Here is a 21,577-nt window from a genome sequence, read left to right as displayed (position 1 = left end):
TGAGGAATAATGACGGTATATAACTTTTGTGCAGGTCCTGCCATGTTACCACCTGAGGTAATGAAAAAAGCACAGCAAGAGTTTTTAGATTGGCAAAATTTAGGTGTATCGGTGATGGAAGTTAGTCATCGTTCTGCACCTTTTTTAGCAATGGTTAAAGAATGTGAAGCCAGCTTACGCCGTTTAATGAATATCTCAGATGAATTTGAAGTGCTGTTTATGCACGGCGGTGGCCGAGGTCAATTTGCTGCTGTGCCGCTTAATTTGCATCTAGATGATGCACCTGGCATCTATATCGAAAACGGTATTTGGTCCAATGGTGCGACTATAGAAGGTGCGAAGTTTACAAATGTTGAAGGTATCAATATTCGCAGTGATAAAGATGGTTTTTTTGATATTAAACCCGTATCGCAGTGGCCGCTACCTAGTAATGCTTCTTTTATACACTACTGCCCCAATGAAACAATCGATGGCATTCAGATTTTTGATGTACCAAAACATCCAAATGCCCCAATAGTCGCAGATATGTCATCGGTTATTTTGTCACGTGAAATCAATGTTGATGATTTTGATATTATCTATGCTGGCGCACAAAAAAATATAGGTCCTTCAGGCCTATGTATCGTTATTGTGAGAAAAGCTTTACTCGAAAGAGAAGGTTTACCACGTCCTTCTATCCTAGATTATGCGATTGAAGCAAAGCTAGGCAGCATGTATAACACTCCACCTACGTTTGCTTGGTATCTCGCCGCTGAAGTATTTAAACACCTAGAGGCTACAGGTGGAGTTAAAGCAATGGAAAAGCACAACGAAACGAAAGCCGCGATTCTGTATGACTATATCGATAAATCGGATTTTTATAGCAATAAAGTTGCTAAGCATTGTCGGTCACTAATGAATGTTCCGTTTTGGCTAAAAGATGACTCGTTAAATGATGCTTTTTTAAAGCAAGCTGAAAAGTCAGGGTTAGTAGCCTTAGAAGGCCACCGTTTAGTGGGTGGTATGCGAGCGAGTATATATAACGCAATGCCTATTGACGGTATCGAAGCTTTGGTTACATTTATGGATAAATTTGCTAAGGAGCATAGCTGATGGAGCAGTTAACTCTTAAACCAATAACTAAAGTGTCAGGCAGTGTCACTTTACCTGGCTCTAAAAGTTTATCTAATCGCATTTTATTACTTGCAGCCCTTTCTGAGGGAACAACTCAGGTACATAACTTGTTGGACAGCGACGATATTCGGCATATGTTAAGTGCGCTTGCACAGATGGGAGTCGAAGTAACGCTCAGCGAAGATAAAACGGTCGCGACAGTTAGAGGCTGTGCAGGGAAATTAAACACACCAAACGAGCCCTTATTTTTGGGTAATGCTGGCACCGCATATCGTCCTCTAACGGCTGTGCTTGCAGCTACATCGGGTCATTTTGAATTGGTTGGTGAGCCGCGTATGGAAGAGCGCCCAATTGGCCACCTAGTCGACGCAATGCAAGCGCTTGGGGCTGACATCGAGTATCTAAAGAATAAAGACTATCCACCACTACGTATAGCTGGTAAAGCAATTCATGGTGGAGAGGTAGAAATAGACGGTAGTATTTCAAGTCAGTTTTTGACTGCTTTACTGATGGCTGCACCTTTGTTTGCAGGTGACACCAAAGTTACCATTAAAGGTGAACTTGTTTCAAAGCCATATATTGATATTACCATCGGTGTAATGGCGCAATTTGGGGTCGACGTCATCAACGATAACTATCAAACCTTTAGCGTCAAAGGTGGGCAAGTTTACCAATCGCCACAAAGAATTATGGTTGAAGGAGATGCTTCCTCTGCATCCTATTTTATTGCTGCAGCAGCTATAGCCGGCGGCGAAGTAGAAATAAACGGCGTTGGCAAAAATAGTGTGCAGGGTGATATCGGCTTTGCCCGTGTTATGGAGCAGGTCGGTGCGCAAATTGACTGGCATGATGAAAAACTAGTGGTCCGTAAAGGTGAGCTTAAAGGAGTCGATATTGATGCTAATGCCATTCCTGATGCTGCCATGACTTTAGCCACAGTGGCTTTGTTTGCTAAAGGTCCTACGGCAATTAGGAACATCTATAATTGGCGTGTAAAAGAAACAGATAGATTAGCTGCGATGGCAACGGAGTTAAGAAAAGTTGGTGCAGAAGTGGTCGAAGGTGAGGACTTTATTGAAATTACGCCACCACAGACAATTAATCTAACTGATATAGACACGTATAATGACCATCGTATTGCAATGTGCTTTTCAATGGTTGCAGTAGGAGGTCATGAAGTTATTATCAATGATCCTGGCTGCACGGCGAAAACATTCCCTACCTATTTTGACACTCTATCTTCAATCAGTGTTTAGCTAAATGAAAAGGGGTTATGCTGCGAAAAGCCGCGTAACCCCTCATATTAGTGTCTATCTAACAAAAAGTTACACGTTAATAAGGATAAATTCATTTAACTTGCGTATAATACTCGCGATTTATCTCAGGTGAGCATTTCAGGAGGTTTTAATGCCGGCATCTATGCCAGTTATCACCGTAGACGGCCCAAGTGGATCAGGCAAAGGAACAGTTTGTCGCTTGTTAGCTGAAAAACTAAATTGGGATGTATTGGACAGCGGTGCAATATATCGCGTTTTATCCCTTGCAGCTCTACACCATCAAATTGCATTGGATAACGAAGAAGCGTTAGTTCCATTAGCAGCCAATTTAGATGTGCAATTTTTAATAGATCCTGTTTCTAAAAAAAGCAAAGTTATTTTAGAAGGCGAAGATGTAAGTAGCACGATACGTGACGAAAAAGTCGGATCTGCAGCGTCAAAGGTTGCCGCATTGCCCAGAGTGAGAGAGGCACTGTTGCGTCGCCAGCGTGCTTTTCGAAGTGAGCAAGGCTTAATAGCCGATGGAAGAGATATGGGAACTGTGGTTTTCCCTGATGCTGAAATTAAGTTATATCTTACAGCAAGCGCTGAAGAGCGGGCTAATAGACGCTACTTAGAGTTGAATGCTAAAGGTCTAGATGTTACACTAAGTGGTCTGCTTGAGGATATTAAAGCTCGTGATGATCGCGATATGAATCGCAAAGTCGCGCCGCTTGTTCCAGCAGATGATGCAATCGTGATCGATACGACGCAACTGGATGCACAACAAGTATTTATGAAAGTAATGTCGATACTTGACGACGCAGTAGTTTCAGGAAAGCTCGAGAAATCGCGTTTACTCTAATTTTTTCGCACTGGCAGGAAGCTTGTGTTTTTTTAACTACCCCATGCAGCATGGTTGCTAATTGGAATATTAATTTATGAGACGTATTTAGTATGTCAGAAAATTTTGCGCAGTTATTTGAAGAAAGCCTAAAGGGTTTTGAAGCAGAGCAAGGCTCTATCGTTAAAGGTACTGTTATTTCAATTGAGAACAACATTGTTCTTGTTGATGCTGGTTTAAAATCAGAAAGTGCTATCCCTGCAGAGCAATTCAAAAATGCTGCTGGTGAACTAGAAGTTGCTGTTGGCGACGAAGTAGACGTAGCTTTAGATGCAATTGAAGACGGCTTTGGTGAAACTATCCTTTCTCGCGAGAAAGCGAAGCGTCACGAAGCTTGGATCCGCCTTGAAAAAGCTTGTGAAGAGCAAGAAACTGTTATCGGTGTTATCAACGGTAAAGTTAAAGGTGGTTTCACTGTTGAAGTTGATACTATTCGTGCGTTCCTACCTGGTTCACTTGTTGATGTTCGTCCTGTACGTGACACAGCGCACCTTGAAGGCAAAGAGCTTGAGTTCAAAGTAATCAAGCTTGATCAAAAACGTAACAACGTAGTTGTTTCACGTCGTGCAGTTATCGAATCAGAAAATTCACAAGAGCGTGAAGAGCTTCTTCAAAACCTTATCGAAGGTCAAGAAGTTAAAGGTATCGTTAAAAACCTTACTGACTACGGTGCGTTCGTTGACCTAGGTGGCGTTGACGGTCTACTACACATTACAGACATGGCGTGGAAGCGTGTTAAGCACCCTTCAGAAATCGTAAATGTTGGTGATGAAATCGCTGTTAAAGTACTTAAGTTTGACAAAGAGAAGACTCGTGTTTCTCTAGGTCTTAAGCAATTAGGCGAAGATCCATGGGCAGCTATCGCTGGCCGTTACCCAGAAGGTGCTAAGCTTTCTGGTCGTGTAACTAACCTAACTGATTACGGCTGTTTCGTAGAAATCGAAGAAGGCGTTGAAGGTCTAGTACACGTTTCTGAAATGGATTGGACTAACAAGAACATCCACCCTTCAAAAGTTGTTAGCCTTGGCGACACTGTAGAAGTTATGGTTCTTGAAATCGACGAAGAACGTCGTCGTATTTCTCTAGGTCTTAAGCAATGTATCGCAAACCCATGGCAAGAATTTGCTCGTCTTCAAAACAAAGGCGACCAAGTTACTGGTAAGATCAAGTCAATCACTGACTTCGGTATCTTCATCGGTCTTGACGGTGGTATTGACGGTCTTGTTCACCTTTCTGACATCTCTTGGAACACTCCAGGTGAAGAAGCAGTACGTGAGTACAAGAAAGGCGATGAAATCACAGCGATCGTTCTTCAAGTTGACCCAGAGCGTGAGCGTATCTCACTTGGCGTTAAGCAAATCGAAGCAGATCCTTTCAATAACTACCTAGACGCAAACAAAAAAGGTGCTATTGTTAAAGGTAAAGTGACTGAAGTTGACGCGAAAGGCGCAACTGTTGAGCTTATCGAAGGTGTTGAAGGTTACATTCGTGTAGCTGACATCGCTCAAGAGCGTATCGAAGATGCAACGACTGTTGTTTCTGCAGGTGACGAAATTGAAGCTAAATTTGTAGGTGTTGATCGTAAGAACCGTACTATCAGCCTATCAGTTAAAGCAATGTTCGAAGCTGAAGAGAAAGAAGTTCTTGAGAAGTTGAAGAAAGAAGAGCCTGCGTTCGAAAACGCAATGGCAGCAGCTTTCAAAAACGCTCAAAAAGACTAATATATAAGTCTATATAGGAAGGGCACTTTAGCCCTTCCTTTTTTATCTAAGGAAACATTATGACAAAGTCAGAATTGATAGAACAACTAGCAGAGCAACATGCGCATATTCCTGTTAAGGATGTAGAGAACTCAGTTAAAGAAATTCTTGAACAAATGGCAGGTTCATTATCAAGCTCAGATCGTATTGAAATCCGTGGCTTTGGTAGTTTCTCATTGCATTATCGCTCACCTCGTACTGGCCGTAACCCAAAAACAGGCGAAACGGTAGAGTTAGATGGTAAATATGTACCTCACTTTAAGCCTGGTAAAGAATTACGTGATCGCGTAAACGAAAGTCTTAAATAAACCAGATATATGGAGTAACACTTGGTTAAGGTAGTTCAAAAAGGATTGGCGCTAGTTTTAGTTTTGTTGGCTTTTGTAATTGGTACTCAAAATCCAGACGCAGTGAACGTTAACTATATTTTTGCAAGTAGCACATTACCCTTATCAACCTTAATGAGTGTCTGTTTTATAATTGGTGTATTTATTGGGTGTGTGGTAAGCGTTGCGGTATTTTCGAAGTTGAAGTGGCAAAACTATCGGCTAAAGAAAAGTCATCGGCAGATGACAACTGATGCTGAACGCTGACCATGACTGAGCTGTTGTTTTTATTGCTCCCTGTTGCAGCCGCATACGGTTATGTAATGGGTAAAAATAGTGCAAAAAATCAAGCTCTAGAACTGAACCGCCAGATTACCTCGCAATATAGCAAAGGTCTTAAGTACTTACTTGATAGAGAAGAAGATCAAGGCCTTGAGCATCTGATAGAGCTTTTAGAAGTGTCGGCTGATTCAGTTGAGCACTACCTCACTTTAGCTACTTTATTTCGCAAACGTGGCGAATTAGATAGAGCTATTAAAATACACGAACTATTGCTCAACCAGCCAAATTTAAGTGCCAGTGATATGGCGTCGTGCCGTTTGGAACTTGCACAGGATTATATTTTAGCTGGGCTTTTAGATAGTGCAGAAGAACACCTAGTTGTATTAGTTAAAAATCACAATGTAGAAGCATTAGACCCTATTATTAACCTTTATTCGCAAATGCGGGATTGGCGAAAGGGCATTAATATGTATGAATCTCATCGTGAATTGTTTACCAAGCAGCAGCATTTTGCGGCAATTGCCAATTTTTATTGTGAAACTGCACTTGCCGATGATAATTCAAAGCTCATGGAACAAGCCTGTGCACTCGAGCACAATATCGTGCGACCATTCTATGAATTGGGCAAAGATGCATATTCAAAACAAGATCATCTTAAAGCGATATATTATTGGCGTAAGCTTATTGTGGCGAACACCAATACAGCACCTCTGTACATTAATGAGCTTGAACACAGTTATCATGCATTAAATTTAAAACACCAATTTGATGACTTAATTGAAGAGTTAATGCCAAAAGGAGGGGTGCTAATTCGTATCAAGTATTGCCAAGCGTTATTAGAGGCCGAAGAACAACAAAAGGCGATAGAGTTTCTGACCGACAGCTTAAAACGAGAGCCATCAATCAGAGGCTTTAGTTTTCTATTACAGCTTTTGGGTAATAACAACCACAGAATAAAAGATGTTTTATCTGAAATTGATAAGCTCGTTACCTCTTACATTGCCACTAAACCAGAATATCAATGCCAACACTGCGGTTTTACAAGTCATACTCTTTATTGGCTATGCCCTTCTTGCAAGCATTGGGAAACAATTGGGCCAAGCAAAGGGTTAGACGGCTATTAATCAGATTTTGCTAAAATCTCAGGTCAAGTTATAAAGTTTCCGTTATAATACTGCTCAAAGTAAGTTCCGCTTTATTTTAGAACCGACTGTCAATGTAGGAATACTATGTCTCAAAATGATAATAAAAAAGTGCTTATCGCATTAGATTACGACGATAGGCAAGCCGCACTGAACTTTGTAAAACAGCTTTCACCTTCAGAGTGCCGATTAAAAGTAGGCAAAGAGATGTTCACTTACTTTGGTCCTGAATTTGTTAAAGAGTTAGTAGCGTTAGGCTTTGATGTCTTTTTAGATTTGAAATTTCATGATATTCCTAATACTGTCGCAAAGGCGGTAACAGCTGCTGCTGAGCTTGGCGTATGGATGGTGAATGTACATGCCAGCGGTGGTTTTGAAATGATGCAAAAAGCCAAAGAAGCGCTCGCTAAATATGGTGAAAACGCGCCAATGCTCATCGCTGTGACGGTACTTACAAGTATGGACCAAGGTCAGTTACTACGCTTAGGTATTGAAAAAACGCCCCAAGATCAAGTTGTTTACCTAGCAAAGCTTGCTCAAGAAGCCGGTCTTGATGGTGTAGTATGCTCGGCGCAAGAAGCACATTTACTTAAGTCTCAATTAGGCGATTCATTTAAGTTGGTTACACCAGGTATACGACCTGCAGGCAGTGATGCTGGTGATCAGAAGCGTATTATGACACCACAAAAGGCGGTTGCCGCGGGCAGTGACTATTTAGTCATTGGTCGACCTATCACTCAAGCGAGCGATCCTGTTGCTACCTTGCAGGAAATTAACGCTTCTATTGCTTAGTTTATTTTCTAGTTACAGTCACTTAGTTTTAACTAGGTGTACTGTAACACTATAACATTCAACGACTTACCATCTTAACCTCACCTTAACCGCTGCTTATTTATACTTGCTCCTTATTACATTGGAGACGAGTTACATGTTTTTTAATTCCTTTTTAAAACGCCCCCTTATTTTATGTTCACACACCATCACGCGTAGCAAGTCACAAAACCTACTAGAGGCTTAACTGATGAAATTTAAGTTATTAACTATAGTGCTAAGTTTCACCGCATTTTTAAGCGTGCTGCTGTATAACCAAGTGTCTAGTGCGAACAATTCAGGTGTACCGGGCGACTCGGTTCAAGCCTTTTCTAGCAGTAATTTGAGTAAGCTGCCTCAAGTTGAAACAATTCAAGTTGAGGGACTTAGCTACGCGCCAGAAATTATTGGCTTTGGCGAAGCAAAAGCGAAGTTCGAGTTAAGCCTTAAAAGTGATGTGAGTGGCAAAATCGTTGAATTGAACGATAACTTCGTCTCGGGTGCAAGAATAGCAAAAGGCAGCGTTCTTGCAAAAATAGATGATACCCCTTACTTGGTTAAACTTGCACAAGCAAAAGCCCAAGAGGCTAAAGCGTTACTTAACTTGCAAGAAGAGCAGCGCCAAGGAGAAGTCGCCTATAATGATTGGCTAAGAAACAAGGTAGGTGGTCAAAAAGCGACCCCACTAATTTTGCGAAAACCACAGCTGGAAGCTGCGCAGGCTGAATATGAATATGCCAAGCTGGCAGTTAAAGAAGCACAACGAGATTTAGACAATACCAAAATAAAAGCGCCTTTTGATGCCGTCGTGGTAGCGGTGTCTGTGCAACCAGGTAGTTATGTACAACCGGGTCTACTTATTGGCCAGCTTCATAGTATTTCAACGGTTGAAGTTAAAGTACCGTTATCTGAAGAGCAATGGCTGCAACTACCTCAGTCTATATCAAATCTAAACGATAAACAGGGTTACTCGGCTTCAATCTTTAGTACATTAGATCATACAACAAGTTGGGAAGGTAAAGTGGCTCGGGTAGAGAGACATTTGGATGCTGATACGCGTTTACGTTCTATTGTAATTAGTGTAGAAAGTCCTTTGCAACAAGCAATCCCTTTGTACAGCGGTACTTTTGTTAAGGTCGCTATAAAAGGAGAGGCACGTGATACACTCTATAAGTTACCAGCTTCAGCTATCTCTCAACAAGGAAATATATGGTCAGTTGATGAGAGCGGAAAATTGCATGAATACGATGCAAGCAACGTTTTTTCAAGCGGTGATTATGTTTACATCGAATCCGTAAAAAACAAACCCATTCAAGTTGTAAAAAGACCGCTTAGTCACTTCAGCGAAGGCATGCATGTTCAGACTATTGAAGGTGCATTATTATGATCCGTGATAACAAACTTCAAGGCGTTATTGCTTGGTTTGTGAATAACCCTGTCGCCGCAAACTTACTCTTTTTTGGCGTGATTATCGTTGGATTGCTGTCGTTAAATGGGTTGCGTAAAGAAGCATTCCCAAGCTTAGAGCCCGATACCATTTCTATTTCGGTGGTATTCGATAGCGGCGAGCCAATTCAGGCGGAGCAAGGAATAGCTATCAAAATCGAAAATGCACTGCAAACTGTCGCCGGTATAAAACGAATTACGTCAACGTCTAATGCGCAAGGGACACATGTAAGCGTTGAAATGCAAAGTGGTTACGATATTGATGCATTATATCAGGATATACAATCTCAAGTTGATGCCATCAATAATTTACCTCAACGCTCAGAACCTGCAGTTATTACCAAGGCAAGACGTCAAGATCATGTGCTTTGGTTACAGCTATATGGTGATGTTGAACGGCAAACTTTAGAACAATGGATTGTTCGCCTCAAAGATACGCTGTTAGAGAAAAGCGCAATTAAAGATTTAGAAATAAAAGGAAAAGCGCAGTGGGAAATATCTGTTGAGGTCGACGAAGCAAAATTACAAGCGTATGAGATAAGCCTGAACGATATCGAAGATGCAATAAATAGAGAGTCTTCCTATGCAATTGGTACAAGCCTTTATAGTCAAAACAAAACGGTCAGATTAAAAGTTTCTGAGCAAGCGTACGACACTAAGCAATTTGAATCAATTGTAGTGAAAAGCTTCGCAAATGGCGGCACTATAACACTTAAAGATATCGCATCGGTCAAATATACTCAGGCGGAAGATGCATTTATTCTATCCCGTTATAACGGTTATAACGCAGCGGCTATACAAATCGTTATGGATGAGTATGGGGATGTCGTAGACATCGTTGAGCAAGCCAATAACATTGTAAAACAATGGCAAAGTGCTTCTAATATGCCAGATGGCATGATGATCACAAGTTGGTTGGATAAAAGTACGTTGATCACAGAGCGTTTGTCGCTGTTGTTGAAAAATGCGTTTACCGGTATTGCACTTGTATTTATAGTTTTGGCGCTATTTTTGAATTTACGTGTTGCGCTTTGGGTGGCTATGGGCCTTCCTTTTGTATTTTGCGGTACATTGTTTTTCATGACAGATAGCTTTACCGGACTTAGCTTGAATGAAATGACCACATTCGGTTTTATCATGGCACTCGGTATTGTGGTTGATGATGCTGTGGTGATTGGCGAAAGCATTTACCATACTCGCCAACAAAACGGAGACAGTGTGGCGAATACTATATTAGGTACTCATAAGGTAGCTGCTGCCACTATGTTTGGCGTATTGACAACGGTAGTTGCTTTTGTTGCTTTGAGTAATGTGCAAGGGCGATTGGGGCAAGTGTATGCGCAATTTGGCACTATCGTTGCCATAGCATTGTTATTATCGTTGATTGAATCCAAGTTGATTTTACCTTCTCATTTGGCGCATTTAGACACGTTTAAACCAACCAAGTTGAACTTTTGGCAGAGCATTCGTGCACAAGCTGATAAGTGGTTAAATGATTTTAACGAGCGAATTTACATTCCTGTCTTACGTTATGCTATCGAACATTATTTAAAACTATTGAGCGTTTTTTTAATGGTGATGGTATTGGTTATGTCTTTGCCATTTACCGGCGCTGTTCGAGTTGCTTTCTTTCCAGATGTACCCGGTGATACTGTCAGTGCTGAGATCACTATGTATAACGACGCCAGCGCTGGGCAGATCTATGATAATTTAATCCGGCTTGAGCAATTAGCTCAGCAAGCTGATAGCCAGTTAAGACAGCAATATAGTGCAAATCAAAATATTGCGGATAAATCCTACATTTCAAGCCTACAAGTACTAGCTGAAAGCGATACGCAGGGTACAGTGACACTTGAACTTAATAAAAGCAGCGTGTATTCAGCAAATGATCTTGCGCAACTATGGTCTGTATTGGCTGGGAGTTTGGAAGGTGTCAAAAAAACCAAAATACTGGCTAAGCGCGGCATGATAGATAATTTTAAAGTGCAGTTAAAATCCAATAATGAGCAGCAGCTAGAAAGTGCTGGTATGGCTTTACTGGCGAAAGTTCAGGCGGCTAAAGGAACAAGTGGTATTGATCACAATCTAGATTTAGGTGAACCTCAGTACTATTTTGAACTCAATGAACAAGGTCGTGCATTAGGCCTAGACACCAAAACACTATCTATGCAGGTGCTTAATAACTTTGGTGGCGATATAGTGCAGCGTTTTCAACGTGGAGAAAACGAAATCAAGGTTCGTGTGCGCTATCCTAAAAATAAACGTAAAACTCTTGCGGATATAAAAGCCGCTTATGTAAGAACACCTTCGGGGGTGACGGTACCGCTAAGTAGTATCGCAAATGTGCACAGTCAATACCAAAGAGCTCAAATAACTCGAGTTCAAGGAAAGCGCTCGGTGTTTATCAGTGCAGTGATCGATAAGGATGCTATTTCACCACATGAGCTCATAGCGCAATTAAAAGATACAACGTTAGATAAGTTTGCAAAGCTTTATCCTGATGTGCGCGTTGAGTTTGCAGGTGAAGCACAGCAACAGCAAGAAACGTCAGACTCAATGGTGCAAATGTTTGCACTTGCGATGCTCGCAATTTACGCATTATTAGCGATCCCGTTGAAGTCGTATATTCAGCCATTGATCATTATGACCGCTATTCCATTTGGTGTGGTAGGCGCAGTCTTAGGCCATTGGCTAAATGGATTAACCCTAAGCATATTATCGCTCAACGGTATTTTGGCATTGAGTGGCGTAGTAGTTAACGATAGTTTACTATTGGTATCGCGTTACAATCAATTAATAAAGACAGGAAAATACACGTGTAAACAGGCGGTTATAGAGTCTGGGAGGTCACGACTTCGTGCCGTTATACTAACTTCCGTAACCACATTTGCCGGGCTATTGCCCTTGCTCAGTGAGACTTCGTTACAAGCACAATTTTTAATACCTGCAGCGGCGGCATTAGGTTATGGGATATTGTTTGCGTCGTTTATCACGTTATTACTAACGCCTGCGCTACTATTAATACAGCAAGACAGTAAACAAGTCATAATGAACTGCATAAACTGGGTTAGGCTGAATTATTTTTGTGACAAAAAAAACGTAACTGTGACAACCGTATCACCACAGGAGTACCGAGATGGCGTGTAACACACTCACCGTGCTTTTAGTTGAAGATGATCGCGATCTTGCCGCAACTGTGGTGGATTATTTCGCCTTGGAAAATGCTTATTGCGACCATGCAAGTGATGGAGCACTAGCGCTAAATCTTATCGAACGCCACATATATGATGTGATTATTCTAGATTTGAACTTGCCTAGGGTGAGCGGCTTGCAAGTTTGCGAGCATATTAGGCATAAAGGGATAGATACACCCATTCTTATGCTGACAGCAAAAGACACCTTAGAAGATAAGTTGATGGGATTCGAAAAGGGTGCTGATGACTATTTGGTAAAGCCATTTGCGATGGCTGAACTTATCGTTCGGACCCAAGTATTAGCAAAACGCAAAAGTGGTCAAGTAGCAAAGTTGACGGTTAAAGACCTTGAGTTGGATATTAAACAGCAAGAAGTCTATCGGGATGGCCAGTTACTCAGCTTGTCTCCAATCGGGACAAAGATTGTAGAGCTACTGATGCGAGAAAGCCCTAATGTGGTGTCGAGAAAAAAAATTATCCAAACGGTGTGGGCAGATGATCCCCCTGATAGTAATAGCTTAAAAGTACATATGTTTCATATTAGAAAAGAGATAGATGCACCACATCGCGAAAAACTGGTGCATACCATTACCTCTAAAGGTTTCGCGATTAAGTCATCGGGGGATGTGTGAAAATACGCATAAGCCTTCGTATTTATGTATTGGTTGCAATGCTACTTACAGGTGTCAGTAGCATTGTTTTGTTATCAGCTTTGAGTATGCATTATTTTGCGACGGGTATGGATGTTGCCATGCGAGGGGGAATGTATGCGCAAGCTCAGCAATACACCGTTATGGATGGCATCCCAATTACCAGTCAGCAGTATATGATAGCAGCTAAATGGCATGACTTGCCGAGCAAAATTACCTCTCACTTTTCAGCTGACGATATGCCACTAAACACCCTAAAAAAACATATGATAGGTGGCACATGGTTTACCCCGCCAAGTGCAGGCTACTTTGTTATGAAAGTGAAAAATGCCACGCAAACTGTCTATGTTGCAAGCACCTTTAGTCCGGATGATCGCATGTTGATGATTTCACCTGAGATCCCGCACTTTGTTGTAATAATTGCAACTGCAGTCGGGGCTATTTTAGTCTTTATAGTCATTCTCATAGTGGTTTTAAAGAAAATAACAATGCCAGTTGAACGTTTAAAAATTTGGGCAAAACAATTGGAAAATGCAAATTTAGATGACCCGGTACCAGACTTTCAGTTTAGTGAATTGAATTCGTTAGCGCAGATGATGAACGAGAGCGTTAGGCGCGTGCAACAAAGTGTTGAGCGCGAACAAAAGTTTCTAGCTTATGCAAGCCACGAATTAAGAACCCCTATTGCGACAGTAAGCTCTAATGCAGAGCTACTAAAAAAAATGCTCAAAGGTGATTTTCCAAAAGAAAAGCACATGATTGGCTTGGAAAGAATAGAGCGTGCAGCTATGACAATGGGGGCGCTCACCGAAACATTATTGTGGTTAAATCGGGGCGTAAACAACCATGTTTCTATTAATAAAATATGCTTATCGGACCTTATCACGCAGTTAATATCGGAATTGGGATACTTAATTACTGATAAAAAGGTTGAGCTTGTTTTGGAAACTGATGAAACGCAGATGAATTTACCAGAGACGGTATGTAGAATCATCTTACAAAACGTGATCCGTAATGCTTATATCCACACCAATGAAGGCGTCGTATCTATCATTCAAACTGGACCAGAAATAATAATTCAAAACATTGATTATCAACCAGAACTACACGCGGAACTTGGCTTTGGTTTAGGTTTGGAGTTGACTCAAAGGCTCATTTCACATTACCAATGGCAGTTTGTAAGTAAGGAAGGTGAACGTGGGCGTACAGTGACGATTACTTTTAAAAGCTGATAATGAAGAAGGTACACAAGAGCCATTATCAATTGCTCTCCTTGCATTATTTAAAGTTTATAAGGTGTATTATCGAATGTACTATTTTTAATAGAAACAGACTAACTGAGATCATTATCAAGTTGTTGTTATTTTTTACTTGTCTGCTAAAACCTCAATTGGATTAACTGTTGTTCGTTGATTAATGGGAAGGTAGTGCGCTGTGAATATCTACTATATAAGTTTGAAAAAATTACGCTTCGAGATAGCTTATCAAGCTCAAGTATAAATTGACGTGCAGAGTGGTTAGACTTTTTACAACACCGTTGATAAGCATTTATGAGTTTGGAAATCGAGTTATAGGGCGTTGTCTGTGCTTTTAATGCTAACTCGGCTTCAACAAAAAAAGCGACGCCACTCCAATAAACTCGTTGCTGAGCATTCAGTGACCACATATTTTCACTGATCACGTTAAGTGGGCCTTTGATAGTGCTTGTTTGCAATGCGCCTCTTTCAAGTCCAGCTCGTAATCTAGAGATGAACTCTTTGTGATTGATAATACCGTTATCCAGCATGATTATATTTTGTAGGTATGTTGCGAGACCTTCACTTAGCCAAAAATTATCATAGTCAAAGAGTGGGTGATATAAATGAGCAAGTTCGTGATATAAGCTCCAATCTTTGATAAGTACTTTTAAGCTTGCGTAGCGGTCAAAGTGTAGCTCGATACCATCAACCTTACCGCGTTTTACACTCGCCCAAGGGACTGGCTCAAAGGCAAAATAGCGAGGCTTAAGGGTGACAGGGAGTGTTTGCTGTTTTAAGGGGCCTAGTGTACTAAAAGTACTTTGAATACCATGCTGAACCCAGTTTTCGATTTTGCCTTGTTTTGCGGGGGATAGTAGTCCTAAATTGGTATAGTTAACCTCCATGGCAAATGGGGCACAAGCTAACGTATTAAATAGCAACAAAAATAAAAAAAGTCGGCGCATAGTGAATTTACAAATTAACTGTATTTGTTAAATAGACCGGAAAAAAGCAAAACAATTACAGATTAGTCAAAGAACTGTTGAATTTTAATCAAGTGAGTTAATGGCCATTGTATGCTGTACTGTTACGCCGATAAACAATAAAATTTTGAGGTTTTTTAATGCACTATAAAAAATTACTTTTGACGTTTTCGCTGTTTTGTTTAGTTGATGCTCAAGCGAATCCATTGCTTGGTACTTGGCAATTTATTGAAGGTAAATATGCCACCGACAACGGTTACGTCACTGCCAAATCTCCAAACCTAACGTCAGTAAAGGTTATTTCGGATACCCACTTTAGTTATATTACGCAGCAAAATGGCAATTTTTTATATGCAGGTGGCGGGCCTTACAAAATTGACAAAACGCACTTTTACGAGACTTTTGCATATGGCAATGTACCTTCACTTTTGGGTAAAACCATGGCGTTTAGCTACAAAATTGAAGGCCAACTATGGCATCATACATTGCATGAAAACGGCAAGCTTGTTGAATCGGAAATATGGGAAAAAGTAGACAGCAAAAATTAATGCGATATGTCAGTTTTGATGAAGCTGGCAAGCTAAGCATTAAAATGACTACCATACCAGAGCCTCAAAGCCATGAGGTTTTGGTCAAAGTTGCAGCTTTTGGGGTGAATCGAGCTGACTTACTGCAAAAGCAAGGCAAGTACCCAGCTCCAAGCGGAGACAGTGCTATATTAGGGCTTGAAGCCGCCGGCACGGTTGTTGATTGCGCCCCTCATTTGTATGGGCAGTGGCTTAACCGGCGCGTGTTTGCCCTGACTCAAGGCGGGGCTTACGCAGAATATGTTTGCATTGATGCACAGCAGCTGATTGCAATACCTGATGAAGTAAATTTTGACGTTGCTGCGAGTATCGCTGAGGTTTACCTCACGGCATTTGATGCCATTGTCCAAATAGGTCAACTTGGTTCGTCTCAAACGCTATTGGTCCATGGTGGGGCATCAGGCGTTGGTAGTGCAGCCATTCGGTTAGGTAAACGGCTAGGGGCATATGTCGTAACAACCCAAAGCTGCGAACGCAAATGCCAATATGCAAAGCAATTGGGGGCTGACTTAGTAATCAATTACAATCAGCAATGTTTTGCGTCTGCAATGAAATCACAAGGTCTTAAAGCGAATGTGATTATTGACCCTATTGCCGGTGACTACTTACAAAAAAATCTTCAAGTTGCAGCTATGGATTGTCATTGTATTATGTTGGCTATGCTCGGCGGACGATACTGCAATCTTGATATGGCATTGATGCTTGCTAAACGTTTTAATCTGCATGGCTCAACATTAAGAAACAGAGATATCGAATACAAACGTAATTTGGTCAATGCATTAACCAATAGCATCGGCGCACAGCTATTTAGTGATTCTATGAGCATTCCAATCTATAAATCACTTGATATCGAAGACATAGAGCAGGCACATGCAATTTTGCAGCAAAATGAGAATTTAGGTAAGGTCGTAGTATCAATATCATGATAAACATGGCGAAGATCAGTTATCTATGTATAATGTATGCTAAATGCAATTTGAGAGAATGTTATGGCGATTGAGCATAAAACACGCACGCAGCTAGTTGCAGAAGCAATTAGAGAAAAGATTTTATCAGGGGAAATCAAAGCCGGTGAGCCTTTGCGCCAAGCAGCACTTGCCGATGAACTCAATGTAAGTCGTATTCCTGTTCGAGAAGCCCTGTTGCAACTAGAGTCAGAGGGACTTGTTAATTTTGAAGCCCATAAAGGCGCAACGGCAACACAACTTAGCGCAGAGCAAATAGATGAAATATTTGACTTAAGGGCGTTGTTAGAAGCGGAATTATTGAGCCACTCAATTAACAACTTAACACCAAGAGACTTGCTTGAGGCTGAAGCCATTTTATACGATTTGGAAGAAGCTACCGCAGCTGGCGATACAGAATCAGCAACTGGTAAATTGAATGCGCAATTTCACGCCAAGCTATATAGCAAAGCTCAACGACCTCAAACAGCAGAGTTAGTCGACGTATATAGCAAAAACTCTGAACGCTATGTACGTATGCATATTTTACTTGCTGGTGGTATTAAAACGGCGCCAGAGGAACACCGCACATTGCTAGAGCTATGTAAAAGCAAAGAGATTAAAAAGGCGTGTGAGTTTTTGAAAAAACACATCACAGGTGCCAAAGACGATATTAAGCAATTATTGCTGAAAATGGAAAATAGCGATAAGTAAGTATTTTATGGATATTTAATATTGTATACAATTTAACTTTGCGTTATGTTAGTGCTCAACTTACAAAGCAATAACATAACGCATATGGATTCTATTTATACTCCTCGCCTTAAAGCACTTCGAAACAGCTGTAATACGCACGGCATCGACAATTTAATTATATTCGGTTTTGAAAATATCCGCTATTTATGTGGCTTTAGTGGTAATGCTGCTTACCTGATTGTGACACCGTTGCAAAACTATTTGATCACTGATTACCGTTACTACGAAAGAGCAAAGTTCGAGTCACATCATTGTGAGGTTGTGTGTAGAGATAGAGAAGCTCAGTCGTTGGGAAAATGCTTTGCACAGTTTTTAGCGACAGGTAAAACGGGTTTTGAGTCTGCTTTTGTTACTGTTCAAATGTGGCAAGACATTGCAAGTGCACTCACTCAACAAGAACTTTACCCTGTTCAGGGGCTTGTTGAAGCATTGCGTATGGTAAAAGATGACTGGGAAATTAAAAGCATCAAAAAAGCCGCGGCCCTTGCTGATACGGCTCTGTGTGAGGTGTTAAAACAAGTTCGCTTAGGTGTTACTGAAAGAGATCTTGCAACAGAACTTGACTACACAATGAAAAAGCTGGGTTCTGATGGTGTTAGCTTTGACACAATATTACTATTTGGTCGTCGAAGTGCGCTTCCTCACGGTAAACCTGATGACACAAAACTTGCGCACCAAGATTTCATTTTGATTGACTTTGGCGCAGTAATTAATGGCTATCGTTCAGATATGACACGGACATATGTATTCGGTGAGCCTTCAAAACAACAACAACATATGTTTGATACTGTGCTGGCAGCGCAGCAAGCTGCGCTTGGTAAAGCTAAAGCAGGTATCAGCTGTCAAACTCTGAACGAAATATCGCAGCAAGTTTTATTTTCAAATGGTTATGAGGAGTATGCAGGTAAAGGCTTAGGCCATGGATTAGGCTTATTTCTTCATGAGGCACCCTTTATAAACCAGAGCACTCAGTACACATTATGTCGCGGTAATGTGATAACGATAGAACCAGGTGTATATCTACCAAGCCTTGGGGGCGTAAGAATTGAGGATGATATTCTAATAACAGAGCAGGGTTATGAGTGCTTAACCCATGCCCCTAAATCTTTTGTATTATCTTAAAAAGGAGCAACATGGTGCTAGTTATAAGCTCAGAACAAGTTCACAACACGCTGTCTTTTGACAAACTTGTAGAGGCCTTGCACGTTGGGTTTGCCAAACCATCGGGTTCGCCACCTCGAAATGTATACGAATTAAACCCGGTTACACATGATGCATTTGCTGTTTTACCAGCATGGAATGAGCATTATATCGGCGTAAAGGCATTTACTTACTTTCCGCATAACCCTGAACAGGGTTACGACAGTTTATATTCAAAAATTTTGCTTTTTAACCGTGAATTTGGAGAGCCCTTAGCGCTAATTGATGGCACCAGTGTCACGCTTTGGCGAACTGCCTGTGTATCTGCACTGGCAAGCCAATATTTGTCAAAATCAGATGCTAACCATTTGGTGTTTTTCGGTTCAGGTAAGCTTGCCCCATACATGATTGGTGCTCATTTAAGCGTAAGACCAATTAGTAAGGTGACTGTCATTGCGCGCAACTCAGATAAAGCAAGCAAACTGTGCGCGCATTTGTCTGCGCTCTATCCGCAAGTTGCTTTTGAGCTTGGAGTGAGTGATGAGCACACAATTAGTAGTGCCGATATTATCAGTTGTGCAACAGGCGCACATGAACCGCTATTTAATGGCGACTGGTTAAGCGACGGAACACATGTTGATTTAATCGGAAACCACCACAAAAATGCCCGAGAATGTGACAGCACAACAATAACGCGAGCCAGTGTTTTCGTTGATAGTCGTGAGAATGTGCTAAAAGAAGCAGGAGAGCTATTAATCCCTATTAACGAAGGTGTGTTTAGTGAACCGCAGGTTGTTGCCGAGCTCAGTGAAATGCACACATTGCAATGGCAAAGGAGTGAGCAGCAAATAACCGTATTTAAATCAGTTGGTATGGCGCTGAGTGACTTACTATCAGCTGCGTTAGTGTATGGGTTAACTCGTTAATGCTTATCGCTTTTATCTCGACAGTTTTGCTTGTTTCATTTTGCTATGCGTTTATCAAGATTAAATTAAGTAAACGAGCATGGCGTCCAGTAAAGGTTGAGGGGCTAACAAAAGTCAAGCAACATACTGTTGGCCCCTTAGAGTTACTTGCTGAATCAAGCTTGCTGATCGAGTATACATTTAAAGGCGAAAAATATAGCTGTCAAACGGCATACACAGAGTCGTTATACAATTCATTTTTATCAAAAAAAGCAACATACATCTATATCGACCCCGATAACCCGACACAATGTTTGCACAATGCTCAAACTAAGTGGCGTTATGCAAAGCTATGGCTTTTTCTTGCATTGATAGTGGCTACTTGCTTGGTCCTAAAAGAGCTAATATAAAAACTGTATTTGCGCTATACAGGCAATGGTTTACGCTATTAAGAGAGCGTTGATCGATTATTAAGCAGCCCCTTTATGTCGCAATTATTTCTATTGCTAGCGTTTTTGCTAATGAGTTTCGATACTCCCGCCAATCAAAGTGTTGTTGAGAACGACATAGACGCTATGCACTTTTGTTTCTCTCGTTGGTGGCCATATAACTACAGTGAGCACGGGGTAGCAAAAGGGATGCAAGTAGATATATTAAAAATGGCGATGCAAGACTCTGGCGTGAGTTTGTCGTTTACTGAATTACCGTTTAAACGCTGTAAAGATTATGTCCGGTTAGGGAAATACGACTTTGTTTTAGATATCGACGAGACTGACGAACTTGACATGGTTAGGTACTCAATTTCTTCATGGCAGTTATCGTTTGCGGTAGAAGTGAACTCTGGGATTAAAAATATTCATGATATTGAAGCGCTCAAAGATTTTCGAGTGATTCTTGCACAAGAGTATGATTATCCAGATTCTTTGCTCTCAAAATTAAAAAATCTTAATGCTGTCATTGCTAGAGTGTCTTATTATGAATCGTCAGATGAAGATGCCAAAGCCTTGTTTGCGATACTTAAAAGCTCGCATGTCGAAGCCATATTAGTTGATCGATTTTGGGCAAAACAAGTGGTTAGGAAGCATCAGCTACCAGTTTTGGTTTTCGAAGAGCCTGTTCATGTTGAGCCACAATTTATAGGATACGTTGCAAAACATACTAAAGCGAAAGCAGAATATTTAGAGAAAAAGCTAAAAGCATTAAGTGTTGATAATATAGATAAGATCAGAAAGCAATATCGCTGACCTCAATGCCTTTTGGCAGATACTTTAAAAAAAATATAAAAGGACGTATATATTTTGAGTAAATACACTGTGCTCTCGGGTTTTGCATTTTTAATGGCGCTGAGTAATTCGGTAGCTGCAATCGCAGGGCTTTGGTCAGTTACAAACCAACAGACCCAAGTATATGTACTGGCAATAGAGTCGGCTACTTTATTATTGCTGGTGGCTAACGCTTATTTCATTATGCGCTCGGTTGAAGCAAGTGTTCCACAATTTAAAATGGCCAAACTTTGCTTTTTAGCTCTACTGCTATGTGTGTGTGGCGATGTAGTGAACTTCAACCTTGCTCAGCAGTTTTACTCACATAGCAATGTGATAAAGCACGATTATTTAATCGACTCTATCTGGTTTTTTGCGCCGGGATACGTGTTATTGATATGTGCGCTTTGGCCTGTGATATCTCGTTTATATACTATAAAAAGCCTTATAATTTACTTGTTTCTTACGGTTGCGGTTGCTGTAACGTGTTATTTAAATATGGTTATGTTTAACAGTGGCACGTACATCATGAGTATGTCGTTGCTGTATAGTGTGCTTATTGCTTTACCAGCTTGCTGCGCAATATTAATACTGTTTGCGCTTGATAAGTGGTATTCTTCACCTGATATTTTTGTTATTGCGCTGGGCCTGATATTGGCCCCTGTGGCTGATGCAATTATTGGTATGTTGTGGTTGTTCGGTAATGATGGTGTTGGGTATTTTCCCTTGGCTCGAGAGCTAAATTGGATTGTGTATATCGCCTCGCAATGTATTGTAATTCATATACCACGAGTACTAATGATTGAACGGATAAAAACAAACAGCCGCAATCGAGCTTACATACAGCAGCAGGTATCCGCCCAAAGTTGATTTTTGCAC

21 protein-coding genes are annotated in these 21,577 nt (G+C 40.9%); 20 read left to right on the top strand and 1 reads right to left on the bottom strand.

Annotated features, from left to right (window positions below; translation table 11 throughout):
• Positions 1-9 precede the first annotated feature (9 nt).
• From serC to HG263_RS22640, 12 genes are all read left to right on the top strand, one after another.
• Positions 10-1,092 carry a 3-phosphoserine/phosphohydroxythreonine transaminase gene (serC, locus tag HG263_RS01760; protein ID WP_171624367.1) on the top strand — a complete coding sequence of 361 codons (1,083 nt, stop codon included), beginning with the start codon at positions 10-12 and terminating at the stop codon, positions 1,090-1,092.
• A complete protein-coding gene (gene aroA, locus HG263_RS01755; RefSeq protein WP_171624366.1) occupies positions 1,092-2,369 on the top strand; it encodes a 3-phosphoshikimate 1-carboxyvinyltransferase in 1,278 nt (425 codons plus the stop codon). Before serC ends, aroA begins: the two co-directional genes overlap by 1 nt.
• A 151-nt stretch (positions 2,370-2,520) precedes the next feature.
• Positions 2,521-3,234, top strand: coding sequence for a (d)CMP kinase (gene cmk, locus HG263_RS01750; protein WP_171624365.1), 714 nt, complete (start codon positions 2,521-2,523; stop codon positions 3,232-3,234).
• A gap of 92 nt (positions 3,235-3,326) precedes the next feature.
• Complete coding sequence (gene rpsA, locus HG263_RS01745; protein ID WP_171624364.1) at positions 3,327-4,994, top strand: 30S ribosomal protein S1; 1,668 nt, start codon at positions 3,327-3,329, stop codon at positions 4,992-4,994.
• A gap of 59 nt (positions 4,995-5,053) precedes the next feature.
• Entirely contained in the window at positions 5,054-5,341 is a 288-nt protein-coding gene (ihfB, locus tag HG263_RS01740; RefSeq protein ID WP_171624363.1) for an integration host factor subunit beta, read from the top strand.
• A 21-nt stretch (positions 5,342-5,362) separates the two neighbouring features.
• Positions 5,363-5,626, top strand: a complete 264-nt coding sequence (locus HG263_RS01735) for a LapA family protein (protein ID WP_171624362.1) — start codon at positions 5,363-5,365, stop codon at positions 5,624-5,626.
• A gap of 2 nt (positions 5,627-5,628) precedes the next feature.
• Entirely contained in the window at positions 5,629-6,765 is a 1,137-nt protein-coding gene (gene lapB, locus HG263_RS01730) for a lipopolysaccharide assembly protein LapB (RefSeq protein WP_171624361.1), read from the top strand.
• Between the two features lie 105 nt (positions 6,766-6,870).
• On the top strand, positions 6,871-7,575 hold the full coding sequence (gene pyrF, locus HG263_RS01725) for an orotidine-5'-phosphate decarboxylase (protein ID WP_171624360.1): 705 nt from the start codon (positions 6,871-6,873) through the stop codon (positions 7,573-7,575).
• Between the two features lie 229 nt (positions 7,576-7,804).
• Complete coding sequence (locus HG263_RS01720) at positions 7,805-8,980, top strand: efflux RND transporter periplasmic adaptor subunit (protein WP_171624359.1); 1,176 nt, start codon at positions 7,805-7,807, stop codon at positions 8,978-8,980.
• Positions 8,977-12,186, top strand: coding sequence for an efflux RND transporter permease subunit (locus HG263_RS01715; RefSeq protein WP_171624358.1), 3,210 nt, complete (start codon positions 8,977-8,979; stop codon positions 12,184-12,186). The genes HG263_RS01720 and HG263_RS01715 overlap by 4 nt, the downstream gene beginning before the upstream one ends.
• A complete protein-coding gene (locus tag HG263_RS01710) occupies positions 12,176-12,865 on the top strand; it encodes a response regulator transcription factor (protein ID WP_171624357.1) in 690 nt (229 codons plus the stop codon). Before HG263_RS01715 ends, HG263_RS01710 begins: the two co-directional genes overlap by 11 nt.
• A complete protein-coding gene (locus tag HG263_RS22640) occupies positions 12,862-14,115 on the top strand; it encodes a histidine kinase dimerization/phospho-acceptor domain-containing protein (RefSeq protein ID WP_171624356.1) in 1,254 nt (417 codons plus the stop codon). Before HG263_RS01710 ends, HG263_RS22640 begins: the two co-directional genes overlap by 4 nt.
• 146 nt (positions 14,116-14,261) lie before the next feature.
• Here HG263_RS22640 and HG263_RS01700 read toward each other — a convergent pair whose 3' ends face one another.
• The gene (locus HG263_RS01700) at positions 14,262-15,086 is read right to left on the bottom strand and encodes a hypothetical protein (protein WP_171624355.1); all 825 of its coding nucleotides are present in this window, start codon (positions 15,084-15,086) and stop codon (positions 14,262-14,264) included.
• Between the two features lie 158 nt (positions 15,087-15,244).
• Between HG263_RS01700 and HG263_RS01695 the strand changes: the two genes are divergently transcribed.
• From HG263_RS01695 to HG263_RS01660, 8 genes are all read left to right on the top strand, one after another.
• Positions 15,245-15,652: a DUF4488 domain-containing protein gene (locus HG263_RS01695; RefSeq protein WP_171624354.1), complete on the top strand. Its 408-nt coding sequence runs from the start codon at positions 15,245-15,247 to the stop codon at positions 15,650-15,652.
• Positions 15,652-16,617 (top strand): NAD(P)H-quinone oxidoreductase, encoded by a 966-nt coding sequence (locus HG263_RS01690; RefSeq protein ID WP_171624353.1) that lies wholly within the window; start codon positions 15,652-15,654, stop codon positions 16,615-16,617. Before HG263_RS01695 ends, HG263_RS01690 begins: the two co-directional genes overlap by 1 nt.
• A 63-nt stretch (positions 16,618-16,680) precedes the next feature.
• Positions 16,681-17,349, top strand: a complete 669-nt coding sequence (locus HG263_RS01685) for a GntR family transcriptional regulator (protein ID WP_171624352.1) — start codon at positions 16,681-16,683, stop codon at positions 17,347-17,349.
• Between the two features lie 84 nt (positions 17,350-17,433).
• Positions 17,434-18,513: a M24 family metallopeptidase gene (locus tag HG263_RS01680; RefSeq protein WP_171624351.1), complete on the top strand. Its 1,080-nt coding sequence runs from the start codon at positions 17,434-17,436 to the stop codon at positions 18,511-18,513.
• Positions 18,514-18,527: 14 nt separating this feature from the next.
• On the top strand, positions 18,528-19,457 hold the full coding sequence (gene lhpI / locus HG263_RS01675) for a bifunctional Delta(1)-pyrroline-2-carboxylate/Delta(1)-piperideine-2-carboxylate reductase (protein ID WP_171624895.1): 930 nt from the start codon (positions 18,528-18,530) through the stop codon (positions 19,455-19,457).
• Complete coding sequence (locus HG263_RS01670) at positions 19,457-19,846, top strand: hypothetical protein (RefSeq protein WP_171624350.1); 390 nt, start codon at positions 19,457-19,459, stop codon at positions 19,844-19,846. Before lhpI ends, HG263_RS01670 begins: the two co-directional genes overlap by 1 nt.
• A gap of 75 nt (positions 19,847-19,921) precedes the next feature.
• The gene (locus HG263_RS01665) at positions 19,922-20,680 is read left to right on the top strand and encodes a substrate-binding periplasmic protein (protein WP_171624349.1); all 759 of its coding nucleotides are present in this window, start codon (positions 19,922-19,924) and stop codon (positions 20,678-20,680) included.
• 54 nt (positions 20,681-20,734) lie between these two features.
• Complete coding sequence (locus HG263_RS01660; protein WP_171624348.1) at positions 20,735-21,568, top strand: hypothetical protein; 834 nt, start codon at positions 20,735-20,737, stop codon at positions 21,566-21,568.
• The last annotated feature ends 9 nt before the right edge of the window (positions 21,569-21,577 follow it).

This window comes from Pseudoalteromonas caenipelagi, from assembly GCF_013140855.1.
Lineage (GTDB): Bacteria > Pseudomonadota > Gammaproteobacteria > Enterobacterales > Alteromonadaceae > Pseudoalteromonas > Pseudoalteromonas caenipelagi.
This window is presented reverse-complemented; position numbering and strand designations above follow the sequence as displayed.

Coding starts and splice junctions, on each gene's coding strand:
- HG263_RS01720 (WP_171624359.1), top strand. CDS start 7,805: ATGAAATTTAAGTTATTAACTATAGTGCTAAGTTTCACCGCATTTTTA.
- HG263_RS01680 (WP_171624351.1), top strand. CDS start 17,434: ATGGATTCTATTTATACTCCTCGCCTTAAAGCACTTCGAAACAGCTGT.
- cmk (WP_171624365.1), top strand. CDS start 2,521: ATGCCGGCATCTATGCCAGTTATCACCGTAGACGGCCCAAGTGGATCA.
- HG263_RS01685 (WP_171624352.1), top strand. CDS start 16,681: ATGGCGATTGAGCATAAAACACGCACGCAGCTAGTTGCAGAAGCAATT.
- serC (WP_171624367.1), top strand. CDS start 10: ATGACGGTATATAACTTTTGTGCAGGTCCTGCCATGTTACCACCTGAG.
- HG263_RS01710 (WP_171624357.1), top strand. CDS start 12,176: ATGGCGTGTAACACACTCACCGTGCTTTTAGTTGAAGATGATCGCGAT.
- lapB (WP_171624361.1), top strand. CDS start 5,629: ATGACTGAGCTGTTGTTTTTATTGCTCCCTGTTGCAGCCGCATACGGT.
- HG263_RS01670 (WP_171624350.1), top strand. CDS start 19,457: ATGCTTATCGCTTTTATCTCGACAGTTTTGCTTGTTTCATTTTGCTAT.
- ihfB (WP_171624363.1), top strand. CDS start 5,054: ATGACAAAGTCAGAATTGATAGAACAACTAGCAGAGCAACATGCGCAT.
- aroA (WP_171624366.1), top strand. CDS start 1,092: ATGGAGCAGTTAACTCTTAAACCAATAACTAAAGTGTCAGGCAGTGTC.
- pyrF (WP_171624360.1), top strand. CDS start 6,871: ATGTCTCAAAATGATAATAAAAAAGTGCTTATCGCATTAGATTACGAC.
- HG263_RS01700 (WP_171624355.1), bottom strand. CDS start 15,086: ATGCGCCGACTTTTTTTATTTTTGTTGCTATTTAATACGTTAGCTTGT.
- HG263_RS01665 (WP_171624349.1), top strand. CDS start 19,922: ATGTCGCAATTATTTCTATTGCTAGCGTTTTTGCTAATGAGTTTCGAT.
- rpsA (WP_171624364.1), top strand. CDS start 3,327: ATGTCAGAAAATTTTGCGCAGTTATTTGAAGAAAGCCTAAAGGGTTTT.
- HG263_RS01715 (WP_171624358.1), top strand. CDS start 8,977: ATGATCCGTGATAACAAACTTCAAGGCGTTATTGCTTGGTTTGTGAAT.
- HG263_RS01690 (WP_171624353.1), top strand. CDS start 15,652: ATGCGATATGTCAGTTTTGATGAAGCTGGCAAGCTAAGCATTAAAATG.
- HG263_RS01695 (WP_171624354.1), top strand. CDS start 15,245: ATGCACTATAAAAAATTACTTTTGACGTTTTCGCTGTTTTGTTTAGTT.